The organism is Exiguobacterium abrahamii (assembly GCF_015645365.1).
GTDB lineage: Bacteria > Bacillota > Bacilli > Exiguobacteriales > Exiguobacteriaceae > Exiguobacterium_A > Exiguobacterium_A abrahamii.
In genome coordinates, this window is the sequence record NZ_JADOYC010000001.1 from 1,745,800 (window position 1) to 1,764,924 (window position 19,125).

Sequence of the window (19,125 nt, forward strand, 5' to 3'; positions counted from 1 at the left end):
GCAATGTAAGAAAAGTTAACACAACTTTTTTAATCACTTTACATGAAGTCGTTCAGAGGTCTTTTCACGAGATATTCTAGTATTAAACGTTTTTTTCTGGAATTAATTGTTTTTCCATCAAGTGATTGACGGCTGAGATGATGGCAATCTTGACGTGGCTATACGTCAAACCACCTTGGACGTATGCGGTATAGGGCGCACGGATCGGACCATCCGCTGATAACTCGATCGATGAGCCTTGCACGAACGTCCCTGCTGCCATGATGACATCGTCCGCATAGCCCGGCATATAATCCGGAATCGGTAGCGCATGTGCATTGACGGGTGAAGCGGCTTGAATCGCCTGACAGAAGGCAATCATCGGCTCTGGCGCATGGAACGAGACCGATTGAATCAAATCCGTCCGTTCTGCCGTATGATGAGGTGCCGTGTCAAAGCCAAACTGACCAAGCATGCTCGACGTGAACATTGCGCCCATCAACGCTTGGCTCACCGTATGTGGTGCCATATAGAAGCCTTGGTACATATCCGGAAGTGCGGATAACGATGGACCGGCTTCGGCGCCAATCCCTGGTGTCGTCATCCGGAATGACGCTCGTTCAATCAAATCAGTCCGACCGACGAGATAACCGCCAGTCTTCGCAAGTCCACCACCCGGGTTCTTAATCAACGATCCTGCCATCAAGTCTGCCCCGACGTGTGTCGGTTCGATCGTCTCGACGAACTCACCGTAGCAGTTATCGACGAAAATCAAGACGTGCGGATGAACGGCTTTGATGGCAGCGATTGCTTCTCCGATTTCGTTGACCGGCAGACTGCGTCGTGTCGCATAGCCTTTTGAACGCTGAATCCCGACGACCTTCGTCTGTGGTGTGATCCGTTCGAGAACGGCCGGTACGTCGATCGTCTCGGCGTTTTTCATCTCGACGACATCATACTGGACGCCCAGTTCCTTTAATGAACCGCGTCCGTCACCACGAATTCCGACGATCTCTTCAAGCGTGTCGTATGGTTTTCCTGTGATATAAAGCAATTCATCGCCAGGCAACAGTAAACCGAACAACGCGATACCGATTGCATGGGTTCCGCTGATGATTTGCGGACGACAAAGACCGGCTTCTGCACCGAAGACATCAGCATAGATCCGTTCGAGCGTATCGCGTCCTTCATCGTTGTAGCCGTAACCTGTTGACGGCATGAAGTGAAAATCACTGACCTTGTGACGTCGGAACGCATCGAGGACACGGAATTGATTATATTCCGCGACCTCTTGCGCTTTCTTGACGTACGGGGCAATTTGTTCCTCCGCCCGGTCAATGAGCGGACGGAGCGTTTCGTAATGGATTAATTCTGAAAACATGTTTACACCTCGTATTGTTTCAATGTCGCGTATAGACGCGTATCTTTCCGCAAGTAACCTTTAAGAATGACGGAACCATCTTCTTCGAACGATTCCTTCAAGTTCATCATGACTTCCTTCGCTGGATTGTAGTGGGCAAAGGCATCAACCGGAATGCGGATCTCGAGATACTCGAGGATTTCGCTGATTGACCGTTCGATTTCTTCAATCAAGCGCTCGATGTCCTGCGGATCTAGCGCAGAAATCAACAGCTTTCCACCTGTGAACAAGCGGTTCAGTTGATCCTTTTTGTTGTAGACTTCGAGCTGCGGAATGTCACCGGCACCGAGTTCATCGAGGACATCGTTCGTCGTCTGCATCTGATTCAAGTAATGCTCACTCGACGCATCAACGACGTGAAGGATCAAGTCGGCTTCCAGCACTTCCTCAAGGGTCGAGCGGAATGCTGCAATCAACTTCGTCGGCAGATCTTGGATGAAACCAACCGTATCCGTCAGCAAGACTTGTCCGCCTTCCGGCAAATCAACTTGACGTGTCAACGGATCAAGCGTCGCGAACAACTCATCCTTCTCGTATGTGTCGGCTTGAGTCAACCGGTTGAAGATCGTTGATTTGCCGGCATTCGTATAACCGACGAGCGCAATTTGGAACGTCTGGTTCTCTTTGCGACGTTCCCGGTAACGGGCACGGTGCGCGACGGATGTCTCGAGTTGTTTCGAGATCTCATCGACGCGACGCCGAATATGACGACGATCCGTCTCAAGTTTCGACTCACCTGGTCCACGTGTCCCGATTCCGCCACCAAGACGCGACAGTTGTGTGCCCTGCCCGGCTAGGCGTGGTAACAGATAACTCATCTGTGCCAGTTCGACCTGTAACTTCCCTTCGCGCGACTGGGCACGACCAGCAAAGATATCGAGAATCAATTGCGTCCGGTCGATCAATTTGATCGCTTCCGGATCCGATAAGGCGATCCGAATATTTTTCATCTGACCGGGTGTGACTTCAGCATTGAATATGATTAAATCAGGCTCAAGTTCGTCCGCTAAAGCAACGAGTTCTTCAACCTTTCCTTTTCCGATGAACGTACGGCGGTCAATCGCTTGTCGCTTTTGATCCAAACGACCGACGACGACACCATGCGCAGTCGTGACGAGTGCTTCGAGCTCCGCGACCGATTCCTCATAGACATGGTCCGGGACATCGGGGAGCTGGCAACCAACGACGATGACGCGTTCTGACATAATATCATTCCTTTCACGAGTAAAGACGTACTGCGCCCTTTATCATACCACAGGCACCGGTTCGTCTGAACTTTTTTGGACAGGAAACATCCGTTCGGTTTATGATGGAAGAAACACCATGAGGAAAGGGAGGAAAACGATGGCACGCGAACAGTCGTATACGCTTCCTGAGTTCATTGAACGCTACCTGTTTTATCTAACGACAAGTGGACGGCAACTTTCGACCGTCCGACGCTACCGCTATGATCTCATCGAAGTCCATCGCTACATGACGGATGTCGACCAACCACTCGAGACGATCGACGATTTTAAGGCGATTTCAATCGAAACGTGGAAGACGTTCATCAATGAGTACTTGATCGAAGAGAAACTCTACCAGCAAGCGACGGTCGCTCGAATCGTCACCGTCATCAATCAAGTCAATTACCAGATTCGACAAACGAAAGCGAAGCTGATCGAATACGCACAACCGACGCACGAATTAACGGCAAAACACGTCGCTTCCTTCAAAGAATACGAACAGTTGGTGCGGACGAATCAATCCGATCGCGGCTTGACGGAACATCAATTGAAAGCACGTCCGTATTTGATCGATCGAAACGAATTGATTCTTCGTCTGTTTTATCGTTACGGCTTACGTGTTCATCACATCATTGGTTTGAAGATGCACGACCTCAATTTCGCTCAGCAAGAGATGACCGTTCATGACCGACTCGGCAACCGTTACTTACTTCACCTCGAGCGGGAGGATCAAGATATCATGCTGCGTTATTTGAAGACGATTCCGGAGCCGGTCCGTCCCCGTTATCACAGCACCGACCCCTTTTTCGTCGCCTTCGACTTTGCTCGGATGACGTTCCGCTGGGTTTACAGTAAGAATGCACCGAAGCAACTGTCGATCGTCATGATCACGAAGATGATGCGTCAGCTGAATGAACGGTCGGATAACAAGCGGGTCCTGACGCCGTCGATGTTACGCAACAGTTTCATCCTGAAAACATATCAGGACGAGATGACGAAGGAAGAACGCCTACAGAAGACGTGTCTTTATAAGGATGTCTCACTCCGACGTTATGAAGAGGCGGTCGAGGAACTGACACCGTTACTGTAACGACACGTTTACGATGGAGTGAAGCAGCTGTCATTTTTCACTTCACTTGCGAAGCGTCACACCTAAATGAAGCCTAAAAAAAGACGACCCCCCGGTCGTCTTTTTCATTAGCGAGAGACTTCTTGTGTCTCTTCTTGCTCATATAACGTCACGTTGCGCGCTGGTGCGAACGTCGAGATCGCGTGTTTGTAGATCAATTGCTGTTTGCCTTCCGACTCCAAGATGACTGTGAAGTTATCGAATGACTTGATCAGCCCCCGTAATTGATACCCGCTGATTAAGAAAACCGTTGTCGGGACTGCATCTTTCCGTAATTGATTTAAAAAGACGTCCTGAATGTTGTATGTCGCTTTCATGATTCCCCGTGCCCCCTCTTTTTATCTGTTTCTGTCTTCGGGCAACTCTTATTTAACCGCTTTCAGAAACTCTACAGTTCTATCATAGATAATTTTGAACGTTTCTTCAAATGAAAACTTTCCCATATCCACCCAAACGCCATCAAATTGATGACGGAACCACGTCAATTGACGTTTAGCGAAGCGTCGCGTGTTCCGTTTCAGCATATCAACGGCAGGATCGAGTGGTGCCCCGTCAAGGACGGGTAGCATCTCTTTATAACCAATCGCTTGTAGCGCCTTCGTTTGACGGTACCCGGCAGCGTCCAGACGCGCCACTTCTTCAAGAAGCCCACTTTCGACCATCATATCTACCCGTTGATTGATCCGATCATACAAGCGATCCCGGTCTTCCATGTGTAGGACGAACAGTAGACTCTCATAAAGTGCCGGCTTACTACCGGTCGTTTGTGTCTGACCGGTCCGTGCAACCTCGATCGCCCGAACGACCCGCTGGATATTATTCGGATGAATCGCTTCGGCGCGCACCGGATCGAGTTCCTTCAACTGGTCATGCAATGCATTCGCTCCGTGCGTCGCCGCGTACGCTTCGAGTTCAGCCCGTAAGGCTGGATCTTCCGCCTGCTCAGTGAACTGGTAATCGTATAAAATCGACCGGATATAAAGCCCGGTTCCACCGACGATGATCGGTAACTTGCCCCGACTTGCGATCTCATCAATCTTCGCTCGGGCAACCGTCTGAAAACGCGCTACACTCATCTCATCATCCGGTGTCACGAGATCCAGCAGATGGTGCGGCACTCCTTCCATCTCTTCGGTCGTCACTTTTGCTGATCCGATGTCCATCCCTTGATAGACTTGGACGGAGTCTCCCGATAAGACTTCGCCGTTTAATCGTTTGGCTAGTTCAATGCCTGTCTTCGTTTTTCCGACTGCCGTCGGTCCGACGATGACGATGACTGGTTGTTTCTTCATTTTTCTTCACCCATTCTCTATCTTTTCATTCTGCTTCGAGTGTACCACAGCCATTTACTCGGGTTAAAAAAATCAACAAAAAAACCGCCCATTCTGGACGGCTTCCACTTGCTCGTCTTATACGCGACGGATGAAATCGTCATAAATGGCACTAAAGATGCACCACCCACAAATGACGACGCCTGTCAGCATGATGCCCCAATCTGCCATGGTCGTTCCTCCTCTAATCATCGTTATTCTCTCTTTTGACGGTTTACGCAGAATGTAAACCCTTTCGAGCAGGTTTGACACCAATTCTTGGAATCAGTATGATAAAAGTACGATTGGTACGTAGCGCGGAGGCTGACCTGCATCGGCTTCCCATTAGAGGCACTGCCTCTCGATTCCATGTCTTGTGCTTGCACGAGGCAACATAGGGAGAATTCGTTCTTCCAAGCGACAGGTCCGGCATCATGCCCGGGCCTGTTCTGCGTGCCGGTACATTATTTCAAAAGGAGCTGATTGTCGTGCGCATTCAAATCATTGGTGGATCAGGTACCGGAAAAAGTACACTGGGCGCCTTCATCGGGCAAGCTGAACAGATTCCCTGGATTGATACCGACCATTATCTTTGGACAGATACGACGTTCACTGAAAAGCGAGACGTCTCCGAGCGATTTTCCATGTATGAAGCAGATATTTTGTCTTACAGCGATTACATCGTCTCCGGCTCTGTCTTCGCTTGGCATCCGAACGGTTTCATCAATCGGGACTTACTCGTCTTCCTGTCGCTCGACGAATCGGTTCGGATGGAGCGCCTCATCGCACGCGAAAAAGCACGGTACCCAGATTTTACAGGCTCTAATGAATTCCTCGACTGGTGCCGGACGTATCACACGGCGACGGATCCATCGATGATCGGTACGTTCGCAGAACAGCAGTATCAGATGGACCGGTCGATTTCCCCGATTCTCATAGTAGATGCTTCGTTATCGACACAACTTCAGTATCAAAAAATAATCGAGACATACGATCGATTGTCGCTTTAGAAATAAACAGCCTCATCTGTTCAAGCGAGCTAATTGTTTCTCGATACTGAGGTATCCATTTTTAAAATTTAAGGCAGTACACGTAAGCATTACTTACATTAAAAAAATCTCCCAGTCCATGAGATCGGAGGCGACGAACAAAAGATTACCCGAAGTTCAATCACTTGTGTATGAATGAGAACTTTTGTCTATTCGATGGGCATCCATATTTCGATAAGATCATCCGCTCCGCCCTGCCCATGGATATAGCGTTCAAAGTCGACCGCATCCCGTAGCGTTACACCTGGAACACTTACCAACTGTTCATAAGTAGATGAAATCATCGAGATCCCTCCATCGACTATGGCGACGATATAATTCCCTTTCGTTAGTTCGACACGGCACGTATCTTCCTCCGCTAACAACTCCGTCATCCCAGCGACATAACCGTTTTCCTGTGTGAGACAAACGCCATAGGACTCATCCGTCGTCAGATTTGGTTGAAGCTTCGTCCACAAATGTGGAATTTCTTCTAAAGTTCCTGCATATCCGTAGACTGGAATTGCTTCATTCAATGTTTCATATCGAACTTTCATGTCGTTCCCTCCTGATTGCATTAGTCTAATCTGTTTCTCGATTCGATGAAGCTGTTCAATTTCTGATTGAACTTCATCTAATCTTGTTTCAAGTAACATTTCGACCGGTAGACCGGACTGAATTTTTTCTAAACTGAGTCCAATCTGACGCAAGCGTTTGATTTCGCTCAAACGTCGGATATCTTCCATCCCGTACATCCGATATTGATTACCGGACCGTATGGGGTGGACCAACCCACGTTCTTCATAAAATTTGATCGCTTTTACTGACAAACCGGTTACATGTGCGACTCTTCCAATTGGAATCATCTTTTCCCCACCTCCTCCTTTCACTGTACAGCCGTACCTGAGAGGCAGGTCAAGCCTTACTTTTCTGGAACTTGAATACCGACATATATATATAGTGGTTGTCGTCTTGCATCGATCCCCCTCTACTTCATAGAGAACAATACCCGGTTTAACTCTGCCGATATAAGTTCCGTAATTTTTAGCTCGTTGAACCGCTCGACGTCGTTTGTTCTACATCACGGACCACGTCAATTCGGTCTTTTGGTTTGACAGGGATCCGTTGAAGATCATTTACTTCCGGTAGTTCATAATATGCACATCTCTTTTGACTGCCTCTCCTCATGTCAATTTTCATAAAAAAAGACCCACTTTCGTGAGTCTTAGAGTCTTAATACATATCTTTTTGTGTGAAGTTCCAGAACGCAACGATTAGCGCTGCGACTGTCCAACAGCCAAGGACAGCGAGTGAGAACGGAAGCGTCATCCCTTCGATTGGTGGTGCTTGTCCATCGAGATAATTGATTAGTCCGAAATTGACGTTGACGAGATATTTCGAGCTCGTCCAACTTGAACCGAGCGTCGTCAGTAACGTACCGGAAATCAAGACTGCCATCATGATCCCAATCCCTGTCGCTGTGTTTTTAACGAGAACAGAGACCATCAAAGCGATCGTTCCGACGACAGCTGTGACGATCCACGCTAGACCGACTGCCATCAAGAGGTACTCCCACATCGGTAACGTATGCACGAACTCGGTCGAGAACGTACCGCTCGGTGAGGCTTGGAACCCGGTCAAGATCGGTGCGGTCCATCCGTCATAGCCGAGGACGATCCCGGATATCGCATAACAGACGGCAACGGTCAATGCCATCAGCATCGACGTATAGAGTAACACCGTCAACCATTTCGCCATCAGGATCTTCCAGCGCCGGACTGGTCGCGACAGCAATGTCTTGATCGTTCCATCATTTTGCTCCCCACTGACGATATCCGCCATGATGACGATGATGAACAGCGGTAAGATCAGCGTCAATCCTTGCGAGAAGAATATCCGGATGAACGTCGGGGCTCCCGGATAGTTCGGGTTGATGTCGTTATCGAGATAATACTGATTTTGTTTCAGATCGAACTCAAGGAACTGACGGAACTCATCTTGAATACTGCTAGAAGCAAGACGGTTCTGCGTGTCGACGATGTCTTGTTGTAACTCAACCCGCCAATCGAGCGTTCCCTGCTTTTTGATCTGTTCTTGGATGTCTCGGTACTGTGCGTACGTAAACATCGAGACGAGGACGACGAGAATGATCGCAACGACGGCAAAACGACGTTTTGAAGCAATTTTCGTCACTTCATTTCGTACGAGACCGATCATGTTCGGATTACGCAATGTGATCGCCTCCCGTTAACGTGATAAACAGATCTTCGAGCGTTTGGACTTTTCGTTCAATCGTCCAGACTTCGACCCCTGCTTCGAGCAGCTGCTTATTGAGCGCTGGTGTCTTGCTTGCATCCATCAAAGTATGAACTGTATTCGCATCGACGACTTCGGACACTTGGACTAAATCAGATGCCGATAAAATCTCATTCGCCTTAAAGGCATCGTCAACACGCCAATCAACTCCTGGTGCGAGCGACTCGACTAGTTCCTTGACCGTTCCGACTTGAACGATTTTGCCATAACTCATAATCGCAACTCGATCGGCAAGCATTTCGATCTCAGCCAAGATATGACTCGAGACGAGGACCGACAGTCCCGTTTCCTCGACGAGCCGGCGGATGAATTGACGTAAATCCCGAATCCCCATCGGATCGAGACCATTCGTCGGTTCGTCGAGAATCAAGACGCTTGGTCGTCCGAGTAACGCTTGTGCGATTCCGAGACGCTGCCGCATCCCGAGCGAGTATGTCCGGACTTGATCGTCAACACGCGCCGTCAAATCGACGAGATCAATGACTTCCTGAATCCGTGCCTCATCGACATTCGGTAACATCCGGGCAAAGACTTGTAGATTTTCGCGCCCTGTCAAATACTTATACAACTCTGGATTTTCGACGATCGAGCCGATTCGCTCCATCGCTTGGACGAACTGTTTGCGAACGTCGAAATCACAGACCGTGATTTTACCGGACGTCGGTTTAATCAAGCCGACGAGCATCCGGATTGTCGTCGTTTTCCCAGCCCCGTTCGGTCCAAGGAAGCCAAAGACTTCACCTGGTTGAATCTCAAACGAGATATTATCGATGATCGTCTTTTTTCCGATCACCTTTGTTACACCTTCTAATTTCACTGTTGGTTTCACGTCTCTCACCTCTTATTGTCTATTCTAGCGGAATAATGAATCATTTGACTTGTCAGAACACTTCATTTCCGCACATTCTTTCAACTTTTGCTACAATCAGATTAGAACCTAGAAGGAGGAACGTTCATGAAGCGATTACGCTGGCCCCTGTTTTTAACCGTCTCACTCGTTTTGACGGCAATCTTTGGATACGGCTTCGTCAGTGCCTATAGTGACGTCGTCAACCCACCAAAACGCGCCGTCCTGACACCTACAAAGGAAGAACCTGTCAAAAAAGGCGGGACGTATGTCGCGCTTGGTGATTCCTTGACACGTGGTGTCGGAGCATCAAACGGCAATAGTTACGCAGCAATCGTCGGACGCGATCTTGTAAAAGATAACACGGTCGAGCGCTTCCAGAATCTTGCCGTCAGTGGTGCCCGGACGGAAGATTTACTGAAACAACTCAAACAAAAAGAAGTCTTACGTTCAATCGAACAAGCAAAAGTCATCTCGGTGACGATTGGCGGAAATGACTTATTCAACCGTGGTGAAGGCGTCGCGAACTTCAATGCGAAGAAGACAGCCGAAACCGTCACGACGGCACAAGCGAACTTGAAAAAGACGTTCAGTATCCTACGAGAACAAAATCCGGATGCTGTCATCTTCTACGTCGGGCTCTATAATCCTTTCCGCGCGACGGAAAACGGTGAAGCATTCGACGCCATCGTACAAGATTGGAATGCAAAATCGCGGACGCTCGGTATTGAGTACGATGTCGAAATCATCGACACATTCAATCTCGTCCGTGACGTCAAACGCGATTTATCGAGTGACCAGTTCCACCCGAATGATTCTACCTATGAAGAGATCGCAAAAGCTTCCTTACTTGCTGTCAACAAACGTTTCTAACAATAAAAGCCGCCAATTTGGCGGCTTTTTGTTCCGATTCATTTCAGGCGTTTCGCAAGAGAGACGAGTCCCCATTGGAGCGGCAACCGTGTCCAAAGCAACCAAGACGGAAGACGTTTTCCATTAATCGGCTTCGGATTGACTGCCATGTTGACGTTTGCGGGTAAGACTGCATATAAGAAGGCAGGAAGCGTCTTACGGACGAGGTGCACCCCTTTTCCTGTCAACAACATGACACCGTAAGCGATTTCGATGACACCTGTCACTTGAACGAAAAAGCGCTTGAACGGAATGAACGACGGCATGATGCTGACGAATCCTTTTTCATTGCGGAAATGACCAACTCCCGCAAACAGTAATCCTGCTCCATAGACTAGACGCAATAGCATTATGTTCCACACTCTCTTTCTGTTAATGAAATATATGTTCGAGACAGCTTCAGTGTATCGAACTGACCTGATTATCTCAACTTTTAGAAATTGTCGTCGAATTATGGGGAATGATGAGTCATTTCGGAATGTCTCCCGTAATCAGTGAAGAGGTTGTTTCATTTGCTATGATGAAGTCAGAAATCATACAGAGAGGAATGATGACTTATGGCTGGAAAAACGAAAGCACTTTTACCTGGATTGACTGGAGGAATTATCGGCGCGGTCTTGACGGCTACGGTTGCCTTTCCGATCCTACTCGATCAAGAACAGCAGGTCGCTGATACACCACTATCAAATGGTATGCCAAAACAAGTCTCAACGACGACGAATGATCCGGTGACGAACGCAGTCGCCACGGCTCAAAAATCCGTCGTGACCGTAACGAACTATCAAGCGGGCAACTCGATGTCGCAACAAGAAGCAGCGGCTGGTTCAGGGTCCGGTGTCATCTATAAGAAAGAGGACGGCAAAGCATACATCATTACGAACCATCACGTCGTCGATGGGGCATCAAAACTCGATGTAACGTTGAATGACGGCAAGACGCTCTCGGCTAAACTGCTTGGTAGCGACGAAACCTATGACTTAGCTGTGCTTGAAGTTGACGCAAGCGATGTTCCGGGCGTCATCACACTCGGGAAATCAGCGGACTTAAAAGCCGGACAAACGGTCCTTGCAATCGGTAACCCGCTCGGTGAGTTCCAAAACTCCGTCACACGCGGAATCGTCAGTTCGAAAGACCGGACCGTACCGGTCGATACGAACAGTGATGGACAAGACGACTTCAATACGACAGTCATTCAAACGGACGCTGCCATCAACCCTGGTAACTCAGGGGGTGCCTTGATCAATGAACAAGGACAACTCGTCGGAATCAACTCGATGAAAATCGCTGAGTCTGGTGTCGAAGGTGTCGGCTTCAGTATCCCGATCGATGATGCATTACCAATCCTCAAACAGCTTGAAACAAACGGTAAAGTCGAGCATCCGACGCTCGGTGTATCCTTACAAGACGTTGCGGCGTTCCCTGCCGGTTATCTTAAAGATCAAGTCAAACTACCAGACAGTCAAAAAACAGGTGTCGTCGTCATGTCGGTCGAACCGAACAGTCCAGCTGCTGCGGCTAAACTGAAAACAGGTGATGTCATCACGAAAATCAATGATTCTGAAATCAAAGCATTCGTTGACATCAAAACGGCACTGATCAAATCAGATGGACCGCTCTCCTTGACGATCATCCGTGATGGGAAAACGATGACGGTCGAAACCAAAACAACGACGACCGACCAGCTGTAAAGCTTCAGCCTGACGTTTCGTCCGCCTTCCTTTTCGGGTATTGTTTTAGAACAATATCGAATTGGGAGGCTTTTTCTATGTATGATTTAATCGGCATTGGCATTGGTCCGATGAATTTAGGATTGAGCGCACTTGCGCATCCGACAGATTTAAAGACGTTATTTTTTGACGAAAGCGAACAATTTTCCTGGCATCCCGGCATGATGATCCAGGACTCGATGATGCAGACAAGCTTCATCTCCGATCTCGTCACACTCGCCGATCCGACAAGTTCGTTTTCCTATCTCAATTACTTACGATCGATTCACCGTCTCCACACGTTTTATTTCTATGAAAAACTTTTGATTTCAAGACAAGGTTACAACGATTACTTACGCTGGGTCGCAACACAACTTGAAGATCTCCGCTTTTCGACGCGTGTCATCGACGTTCAAGACACCGGTGATAGTTTTGAAGTCCTCGTCGAAGATGTCTCGACCGGTAAACGCGAAACGTTCGAAGCACGAAACGTCGTCATCGGCACTGGTTCAAAACCCGCCATTCCGGACACGTTTGACGAACATGTCATTCATAATACGCAATATGTCATGAATAAGGCAGAACTACTGCAGCGCAACAAAATCAGCATCGTCGGCTCCGGTCAAAGTGCCGCCGAGATTTTCCTTGATCTCTTGACGACGCCTGCTCCAGAGCGTCCTGAACTCGAGTGGATTGCGCGTTCGACACTGTTTGAGACCCTTGAGACCGGCAAACTCGGAGAAGAAATTTTTTCACCGAGCTACGTCACGTACTTCAACCAACTTCCACTCGAAGTACGTCAAGAATCGGTCAAGAAGTTCGCCCGCTCTCAGAACGGTATTAGTCCGGAGACCCTACAATCGATCTACGCCCATCTCTATGATTTGACGGAAGAGGAACAACGACAGGTCGCGATCCGCGCAAATCTCGAAGTAAAAGAGATTACGTACGATGAGCGGTTCACGATTGCGATGCAACATCAAGAACTTGAGGACGAGCGCTCGTCCGTAACCGATGCCGTCATTGCGGCAACTGGTTTTTCTCCATCCCTTCCGAGCTTCATCTACCGACTCGATATCGTGTTCGAAGCACCGAATGCCTGGAAAGTCAATGCCGACTACCAAATCGTGCGTTCGGTCGAGACAGCCCATCATCTGTATGCAACCGCTAATTTAGAGTTATCACACGGTCCGGCTGCGGATAATCTCGGGATGTCCGTCTCGCGGAACCAGTTGATCTTGAACGCGGTCGCCGGGACGGAACTGTATCCGGTCGAGCGACATGCGACGTTTACGACGTTCGATTAAGTCACTAAACCAAACGAACGAGGAATGGCGCGCGCCACTCCTCGTTCGTTTTTCGTTTTACGGTTTTTTCGTCAACTCTAATGCAGCCAGCAATAATAACGTGGCTTGAACTCGTGTCACACCTGTTTTAGCGAGCAACAAATGAAAGGCAATCAACCAGTTGACCTCGTCTGAGAACCGATTCCGTGCCCGCTCCCGGTCGACGATCCGGGTCACGTAAATCCAGTCAACACGTTCCATTGTAGGCAGTAACGCAAGAATCGGCATTAAACGATCCCAGATGATGATTTCCCTCCGCTCTAACAATTCCCGCCACGCAATGATTCGTTCCTGTTGCGCTGAAGGATCTGGATGCGCCGCTAAGATTTGCGCTGTAATGACGCGTTCACTCGTCCGTTCCATATATTGCGCGAGCCATTCTTCCGATGTATCGACACGCTCTAAAAATTCCTCTGGTAATGGCTGCTGTTCAAGCAAGGTCGATGTCACGACGTACTGTTTCGCGGCATTCAAATGAGGTCGTGTCGCATGTAATCGTTCCATATAAGGGAACGCATCAATTCCTTGTCGCCGGTTCAGCACTTCGTTGAGTGCAAAAAATGGGCGAACTCCTTTATCACGAATCAAGCGATGTTTAATCTTCTTTTCCGCAACGATGATTTCTTCGATGAGAACATCGGGATCCGTACTATTCAATTGAACATGGGCGACAAGCAACGGTGTATAACGACTCCGAAGTGCTGAAAAACGCGATGTCTTATGTTTGATCGTCCGCATCAGCCGTTCGTAGACAGTTTGTTCAAAGACAGTATCATGAATCGTATAGGACAGTGCAAAAAAACGATGGAAATCATGTGACGTCTCTTCCCGCAAGACGGGATAACTCTCATCATAGTTCTCACAGAATTGACCGTACATCCTTCCACCTCGCCTTCTTTTCTATAAATCGTTTTCCCTAAAATTGGCTTGTACAACCTTATTTTTAGGCGAACAAAAAAAGGCGACAGAACATGTCCGTCGCCTCTCATTCTTTCAATTCGATTCAAACTCGTTGTCTCTCTAACAGACGGGAGAAGTAACCACCTTGAACCATCAGTTCGTCATGCGAGCCTTCTTCGACGATGCCGTCCTTCGTGACGACGAAAATCTTATCGGCATTTCGAATCGTCGCTAAGCGATGGGCAATGACGAGCGTCGTCCGGTTCTCAGACAGTTCGGCAAGCGATTCTTGGATCAGTGCTTCCGTTTCTGTATCAAGCGCAGATGTTGCTTCATCAAGAATCAGAATCGGCGGGTTCTTGAGGAACATCCGCGCAATCGCGAGTCGTTGCTTTTGTCCACCCGACAATTTGAGTCCCCGTTCGCCGATCTGTGTCGCGTAGCCATCAGGTAGATCCGCGATCATCGGGCCGAGATGGGCACGTTCTGCCGCTTGCACGATGTCTTCTTGCGTCGCATTCAGATCACCGTAGGCGATGTTTTCAGCAATCGTTCCTGAGAATAAAAAGACATCCTGCTGGACGATCCCGATTTGTTGTCGCAGAGACTCCTTCGTCATCTGCCGAATATCGATTCCGTCAATCGTGATTGCGCCATCTAGAACATCGTAAAAACGTGGAATCAATGAACAGATCGTCGTCTTCCCTGCCCCTGATGTTCCGACGAACGCAACTGTCTGACCCGGTTCGACCGTCAGATTGATATTCTCTAGAATGAGACGATCGGCTTCATAACCGAACGCGACATCCTTGAATGTGATGCCACCGTTCAACCGATCAACGACGAGTGCGTCTGGCGCATCCGGAATTGATGCATCCTCATCAATCATCGAGAGGAAGCGTTTGAAGCCAGCCATTCCTTTTGGATACATCTCAAGTAATGCGGTGATTTTGTCAATTGGCTTCAGCAAGATGTTCATATAAAGAATGAATCCGACGAGTTCCCCTGCAGACAATGAGCCACGGTACGTTAAATAGGCACCGACGACTAAAACGGCAAGCGTCATCAAACGGGTCGTCAAGTAAATGCCGGATAGACTCTTACTCATGACCTTGTAGGCATTGATTTTCGACTGCCGGAACGTCGCGTTGTCTTTTTCAAAACGCTCGATTTCGTAAGCTTCGTTCGTGAATGACTGGACGACACGGACACCAGAGACACTGTCCTCGACGCGTGAATTGACTTCCGCGATGTTGCCATACATCCGGTCCCACGATTTATTCATCCGTACGTTCGCATAACTGATCAGCCAGATCAGGAATGGTACGGCGATGATTGTCACGAGTGCGAGTGGCACATTGATCGTCAACATGATCGAAAATGCACCCAGCAACGTCATGACGGCAATGAAGGCATCTTCCGGACCGTGATGCGCAAGTTCTCCGATATCAAACAAATCATTCGTGATCCGACTCATGATATGACCCGTCTTCGTATTGTCGAAGAAACGGAACGACTGTTTCTGCACATGGCTGAACAGTTGACGACGCATATCGGTCTCGATATTGATCCCGAGCTTATGTCCAAAATAGTTGACGACGAATTGCATCAACGTACTGATGATGTAGAGCGCTAATAATCCGACGCTGACGAGGATGATCCAGTTCATCTCACCGTTTGGCAACAAGGAGTCGATGAACCACTGGACTGCGAGTGGAAAAGCAAGTTCTAAAACCCCGACGAATAAGGCAGATATGAAATCGAGCCAGAATAATCGTTTGTGCGGGATATAATACTGATAAAAACGGCGTAACATGTGTAGCCTCCTTCCGAGTACTTCTAGTGTACTTGAACTTTTTTGAAAATACTCATTCTACCTATTCGTTTTTTGAAAAACGGTATTACAGTTTTCCAGACAAAAATTATATTTTTAAATCAGGGGAATCAGCGCTTTTTATGACAAAATGGTAACAACGATTTTTACCTATCTATTGGAAGGAGCTATGTCACGTGAAAAAGACTGTTCTCGCCCTCACGACACTCGCTTTGATCGGTACCACGGTTCCGGTTTCAGCCGCGTCAACGACACTGACTTTGACGGATAACGTCAACATTCGCACGGCTGCCTCGACTTCCGCGAAGGTCATCACGACGCTAAAAAAAGGTACGAAGCTGACAGCTGTCAAGAAAGTCAACAGCTGGTATGAAATCCGCTATCAGTCGAAACCAGCCTTCATCACTTCAGCATATGTCAAAGCGACGACGGAAAAGGCTCCAACAACTACGACTTACATAACGAATACCGATGCCGTCAACATTCGTCAAAAAGCAACGACGAGTTCGAAATCACTCGGAAAACTGGCAAAGAACACAATCCTATCTGTTAAGAAAAAAACAGGTGATTGGTACCAAATCACATATAAAAAGCAAACGGCTTATGTCCATGCGACGTTAGTCAGCAAAAAGACGTCGAACGTCACAACGGACTCCAAGCCACCAGCGACGACTCCCGTCAAAAAAGTCGTTAAAGCGGTTGATCGCTCGAAAGTCTACACGGTCAATGCGAAGGAAGGCTTGAACGCACGAACTGCCGCAGCGACGAACGCAAAAATCTACAAGACATTACCGCATCAGACGGTGCTCGATGTCACAGGTGCCGTTGATTCGTGGTACCAAGTCAAGCTTGACGGAAAAGAAGCATATGTCGCTTCGACCTATGTCAAAGCTTCAACAAAAGCATCACCACCAACAACGCCAACGACTCCTGGAGTCTCTTTGACGCCGGTTGATGCCTCGAAGACGTATCGCGTCAATGCACCTACCGGTCTGAACGTCCGTACGTTGCCTTCGACGTCATCTAAAGTCTTCACACAAGTCGGACACGGTTCGACAGTCAATGTCACGGGTGAAACGACAGGAAAAGATAGCGGCTGGTACCAGATCAAGATTGGAACAGGTCTCTACTATGTCGCGAAGAGTTACATCACGACGGGATCCGTCACGACGACGCCTCCGGTCACACCGACGACACCTCCTGTGACGACCGTTCCTGGTTCGACATTGATGGAACGTGCGATCTCGATTGGTCAACAATATCTCGGTACACCATACGTCTGGGGATCAAGCAGCCCCGTCAATGGTGGATTCGACTGCTCTGGATTTGTTAACTATACGTTGAATGCCGCTGGCTATGCAGTCGGACGAACGAACGTCAACGGCTACTGGAACGATGATCGGTACCTCGGAGCGAAGTTATCAAAATTACGTCAACCGAAGCGCGGCGATATCATCTTCTTCGAAAACACATATGCTGCTGGTCCGACGCATATCGGGATCATGCTGAACAACGATCAGTTCATCCATGCCAACACACCGGCACTCGGCATCAGCCGTGTATCGGAACGTTACTGGACGCAAAAACTATTAGGCTTTAAATCACTTTAAATTTTCCTCATCCATCCCTCGGGATGGATGTTTTTTTGCCTTAACACCCCTTTTGGGATATACTGGATATGGAAAGGATGTGTCCGCATGTCTTACAAAACACTGTATGTCCGGCTTCTCTTTCTTGCCTTATTGATTTTTGGTGGCTCGATGCTCTTGCATTATATCCAGACGGGAGACGTCTATATCGGACACTTGATCGTTTCCGTCGCCGCATGCGTCTTATTGATTTTCAGAAGAACGACATCCTCACACGAACAGGCATGAAGCGCACTCGCTTCATGCCTGTTTTTTCGTCATTGAACATTAATCAATGCTTGTATCTCTCGCTCAAGATCGTCTTTGAGCCGTTCACTTTGAAGATCATCCTTCAATCTAATGACATCCTTCAGCCGTTCCTGACCAATCCCTCGTTGCATCGCTAATACGAGCGTCTGTAGCATCATCGCTTGGTCAAATCCACTCGCCGCAAGCCAGGCATCTTGCATCTCCCATATCTTATCGACGCTCTGCTGCAGCGTCTGATTCGGTAATTCGATACCGTTGACAAGGAGATGGACTTCGAGTTGTCCGATGTAATGTTTCGCGTCGTCGATCGCCACAGTGACGAGTTTTTCCCACGCCATTTGCATACCGGTCGTATCGTTTTCAAAAATCGCGATGAGTCCTTTCGTCAAATCGACTTCGATTCGTCCGACGGCAGTCGTTTCACTAAATGCAAAAAACTGCTCCAATCGATCAAACTCTTGCTGTGATTGTTCGATTTCCCCTTCTAGATATAAAAACAATCCGAGGAAACGTTGAAACGAAATGACATGATAATAGACATCTTGCTCCCGCATATACTGAACCCCTTCACGCAATAAGGCGATCGCTTCTGTATAGTGATCATCGAACAAACTTGCTCGAAGTGCACGCAAGATTTGGAAATTTAAATAGGTTTTCGGTGCAAGTGGAATCTCACGTGGTACATCCATTGCTTCGATCAGCTCGTATGCTTCCTTCGTCCGTTTGAGATTGAACAAAAAATAGACTGTCGAGATCTGAACGAGCAACTGCTCATCTTGGCGACCGAGCTGTTGAAAAATCCGCCCCGCTTTCTCGTAATATGTCAAACCAAGCTCCGGGTCAGACACTCGGAGGGCATCGCCGTATTTATGGTAGACCTGCCCCTGCCAATAGGAAGTCGTTTCCGGAACCAAGTAAGGTTCTAGAAGTTCCTGAATTTTTTCGTCTGAAAAATATGGGGTATGCCGTGAACGGATTGTTTCGATAAGTTCCCGCATCTGAACATCCCGCGGATCGAGCATCAATTCTTCGACCGTCACCTGTAATCGCCTAGCAATCGCCTGTAATGCGGGTACAGATGGTGTCGCTTTCCCGTTCTCGACCATACTGAGCATCGACTTCGTGATGATACCGGTCGCAACATCCGTTTGCGTCATTTTTTTCTGTTTTCGGATCTGTTTGATACGTTCCCCTAACACACTGGTCACTCCTTTTATTATAAAAGTTAAATTATATTGAACTTTATCTTTACATTTTTCTTCCACTCCTTTATT

General features: G+C 48.2%; 18 protein-coding genes. 7 read left to right on the forward strand and 11 right to left on the reverse strand.

Annotated features, from left to right (window positions below; genetic code table 11):
- Positions 1 to 82: 82 nt before the first annotated feature.
- Both ITJ88_RS09080 and hflX read right to left on the reverse strand, forming a co-directional pair.
- Entirely contained in the window at positions 83 to 1,360 is a 1,278-nt protein-coding gene (locus ITJ88_RS09080; protein ID WP_195865426.1) for a methionine gamma-lyase family protein, read from the reverse strand.
- Positions 1,361 to 1,362: 2 nt separating this feature from the next.
- Positions 1,363 to 2,604 carry a GTPase HflX gene (gene hflX / locus ITJ88_RS09085; protein WP_195865427.1) on the reverse strand — a complete coding sequence of 414 codons (1,242 nt, stop codon included), beginning with the start codon at positions 2,602 to 2,604 and terminating at the stop codon, positions 1,363 to 1,365.
- Positions 2,605 to 2,743: 139 nt separating this feature from the next.
- Between hflX and ITJ88_RS09090 the strand changes: the two genes are divergently transcribed.
- A complete protein-coding gene (locus ITJ88_RS09090; protein ID WP_056060521.1) occupies positions 2,744 to 3,715 on the forward strand; it encodes a tyrosine-type recombinase/integrase in 972 nt (323 codons plus the stop codon).
- 107 nt (positions 3,716 to 3,822) lie between these two features.
- On the opposite strand, the gene hfq is transcribed toward ITJ88_RS09090, so the two are convergent.
- Positions 3,823 to 4,071 carry an RNA chaperone Hfq gene (hfq, locus tag ITJ88_RS09095; RefSeq protein WP_023467753.1) on the reverse strand — a complete coding sequence of 83 codons (249 nt, stop codon included), beginning with the start codon at positions 4,069 to 4,071 and terminating at the stop codon, positions 3,823 to 3,825.
- A 48-nt stretch (positions 4,072 to 4,119) separates the two neighbouring features.
- Positions 4,120 to 5,046, reverse strand: a complete 927-nt coding sequence (gene miaA, locus ITJ88_RS09100) for a tRNA (adenosine(37)-N6)-dimethylallyltransferase MiaA (RefSeq protein ID WP_195865428.1) — start codon at positions 5,044 to 5,046, stop codon at positions 4,120 to 4,122.
- 506 nt (positions 5,047 to 5,552) lie between these two features.
- Here miaA and ITJ88_RS09105 point away from each other — a divergent pair.
- Entirely contained in the window at positions 5,553 to 6,074 is a 522-nt protein-coding gene (locus ITJ88_RS09105; protein WP_195865429.1) for a P-loop NTPase family protein, read from the forward strand.
- A gap of 188 nt (positions 6,075 to 6,262) precedes the next feature.
- Here ITJ88_RS09105 and ITJ88_RS09110 read toward each other — a convergent pair whose 3' ends face one another.
- The 3 genes from ITJ88_RS09110 to ITJ88_RS09120 form a co-directional block, all read right to left on the reverse strand.
- Positions 6,263 to 6,958, reverse strand: coding sequence for a MerR family transcriptional regulator (locus tag ITJ88_RS09110; protein WP_195865430.1), 696 nt, complete (start codon positions 6,956 to 6,958; stop codon positions 6,263 to 6,265).
- A gap of 367 nt (positions 6,959 to 7,325) precedes the next feature.
- Positions 7,326 to 8,324, reverse strand: coding sequence for an ABC transporter permease (locus ITJ88_RS09115; protein WP_023467749.1), 999 nt, complete (start codon positions 8,322 to 8,324; stop codon positions 7,326 to 7,328).
- On the reverse strand, positions 8,317 to 9,237 hold the full coding sequence (locus ITJ88_RS09120; protein ID WP_023467748.1) for an ABC transporter ATP-binding protein: 921 nt from the start codon (positions 9,235 to 9,237) through the stop codon (positions 8,317 to 8,319). Before ITJ88_RS09120 ends, ITJ88_RS09115 begins: the two co-directional genes overlap by 8 nt.
- A gap of 126 nt (positions 9,238 to 9,363) precedes the next feature.
- Here ITJ88_RS09120 and ITJ88_RS09125 point away from each other — a divergent pair, with 126 nt between their 5' ends.
- Positions 9,364 to 10,128 carry an SGNH/GDSL hydrolase family protein gene (locus tag ITJ88_RS09125; RefSeq protein WP_195865431.1) on the forward strand — a complete coding sequence of 255 codons (765 nt, stop codon included), beginning with the start codon at positions 9,364 to 9,366 and terminating at the stop codon, positions 10,126 to 10,128.
- A 38-nt stretch (positions 10,129 to 10,166) separates the two neighbouring features.
- On the opposite strand, the gene ITJ88_RS09130 is transcribed toward ITJ88_RS09125, so the two are convergent.
- Complete coding sequence (locus tag ITJ88_RS09130) at positions 10,167 to 10,517, reverse strand: DoxX family protein (protein WP_029341233.1); 351 nt, start codon at positions 10,515 to 10,517, stop codon at positions 10,167 to 10,169.
- A 207-nt stretch (positions 10,518 to 10,724) separates the two neighbouring features.
- On the opposite strand from ITJ88_RS09130, the gene ITJ88_RS09135 reads away from it, so the two are divergent.
- Positions 10,725 to 11,855: a S1C family serine protease gene (locus ITJ88_RS09135; protein WP_023467745.1), complete on the forward strand. Its 1,131-nt coding sequence runs from the start codon at positions 10,725 to 10,727 to the stop codon at positions 11,853 to 11,855.
- Positions 11,856 to 11,932: 77 nt separating this feature from the next.
- The gene (locus tag ITJ88_RS09140) at positions 11,933 to 13,180 is read left to right on the forward strand and encodes a lysine N(6)-hydroxylase/L-ornithine N(5)-oxygenase family protein (RefSeq protein WP_195865432.1); all 1,248 of its coding nucleotides are present in this window, start codon (positions 11,933 to 11,935) and stop codon (positions 13,178 to 13,180) included.
- A 57-nt stretch (positions 13,181 to 13,237) separates the two neighbouring features.
- Here ITJ88_RS09140 and ITJ88_RS09145 read toward each other — a convergent pair whose 3' ends face one another.
- On the reverse strand, positions 13,238 to 14,098 hold the full coding sequence (locus ITJ88_RS09145) for a DUF4003 family protein (RefSeq protein ID WP_195865433.1): 861 nt from the start codon (positions 14,096 to 14,098) through the stop codon (positions 13,238 to 13,240).
- Positions 14,099 to 14,222: 124 nt separating this feature from the next.
- Positions 14,223 to 15,935: an ABC transporter ATP-binding protein gene (locus ITJ88_RS09150; protein WP_195865434.1), complete on the reverse strand. Its 1,713-nt coding sequence runs from the start codon at positions 15,933 to 15,935 to the stop codon at positions 14,223 to 14,225.
- A gap of 194 nt (positions 15,936 to 16,129) precedes the next feature.
- Here ITJ88_RS09150 and ITJ88_RS09155 point away from each other — a divergent pair, with 194 nt between their 5' ends.
- Both ITJ88_RS09155 and ITJ88_RS09160 read left to right on the forward strand, forming a co-directional pair.
- On the forward strand, positions 16,130 to 17,563 hold the full coding sequence (locus ITJ88_RS09155) for a C40 family peptidase (RefSeq protein WP_064300211.1): 1,434 nt from the start codon (positions 16,130 to 16,132) through the stop codon (positions 17,561 to 17,563).
- An 87-nt stretch (positions 17,564 to 17,650) separates the two neighbouring features.
- Positions 17,651 to 17,830 (forward strand): hypothetical protein, encoded by a 180-nt coding sequence (locus ITJ88_RS09160; protein WP_174316089.1) that lies wholly within the window; start codon positions 17,651 to 17,653, stop codon positions 17,828 to 17,830.
- Between the two features lie 29 nt (positions 17,831 to 17,859).
- Here ITJ88_RS09160 and ITJ88_RS09165 read toward each other — a convergent pair whose 3' ends face one another.
- Positions 17,860 to 19,050, reverse strand: a complete 1,191-nt coding sequence (locus ITJ88_RS09165; protein ID WP_195865435.1) for a helix-turn-helix domain-containing protein — start codon at positions 19,048 to 19,050, stop codon at positions 17,860 to 17,862.
- Positions 19,051 to 19,125: the final 75 nt, after the last annotated feature.

Coding starts and splice junctions, on each gene's coding strand:
- hflX (WP_195865427.1), bottom strand. CDS start 2,604: ATGTCAGAACGCGTCATCGTCGTTGGTTGCCAGCTCCCCGATGTCCCG.
- ITJ88_RS09140 (WP_195865432.1), top strand. CDS start 11,933: ATGTATGATTTAATCGGCATTGGCATTGGTCCGATGAATTTAGGATTG.
- miaA (WP_195865428.1), bottom strand. CDS start 5,046: ATGAAGAAACAACCAGTCATCGTCATCGTCGGACCGACGGCAGTCGGA.
- ITJ88_RS09080 (WP_195865426.1), bottom strand. CDS start 1,360: ATGTTTTCAGAATTAATCCATTACGAAACGCTCCGTCCGCTCATTGAC.
- ITJ88_RS09145 (WP_195865433.1), bottom strand. CDS start 14,098: ATGTACGGTCAATTCTGTGAGAACTATGATGAGAGTTATCCCGTCTTG.
- ITJ88_RS09135 (WP_023467745.1), top strand. CDS start 10,725: ATGGCTGGAAAAACGAAAGCACTTTTACCTGGATTGACTGGAGGAATT.
- ITJ88_RS09110 (WP_195865430.1), bottom strand. CDS start 6,958: ATGATTCCAATTGGAAGAGTCGCACATGTAACCGGTTTGTCAGTAAAA.
- ITJ88_RS09090 (WP_056060521.1), top strand. CDS start 2,744: ATGGCACGCGAACAGTCGTATACGCTTCCTGAGTTCATTGAACGCTAC.
- hfq (WP_023467753.1), bottom strand. CDS start 4,071: ATGAAAGCGACATACAACATTCAGGACGTCTTTTTAAATCAATTACGG.
- ITJ88_RS09150 (WP_195865434.1), bottom strand. CDS start 15,935: ATGTTACGCCGTTTTTATCAGTATTATATCCCGCACAAACGATTATTC.
- ITJ88_RS09125 (WP_195865431.1), top strand. CDS start 9,364: ATGAAGCGATTACGCTGGCCCCTGTTTTTAACCGTCTCACTCGTTTTG.
- ITJ88_RS09130 (WP_029341233.1), bottom strand. CDS start 10,517: ATGCTATTGCGTCTAGTCTATGGAGCAGGATTACTGTTTGCGGGAGTT.
- ITJ88_RS09160 (WP_174316089.1), top strand. CDS start 17,651: ATGTCTTACAAAACACTGTATGTCCGGCTTCTCTTTCTTGCCTTATTG.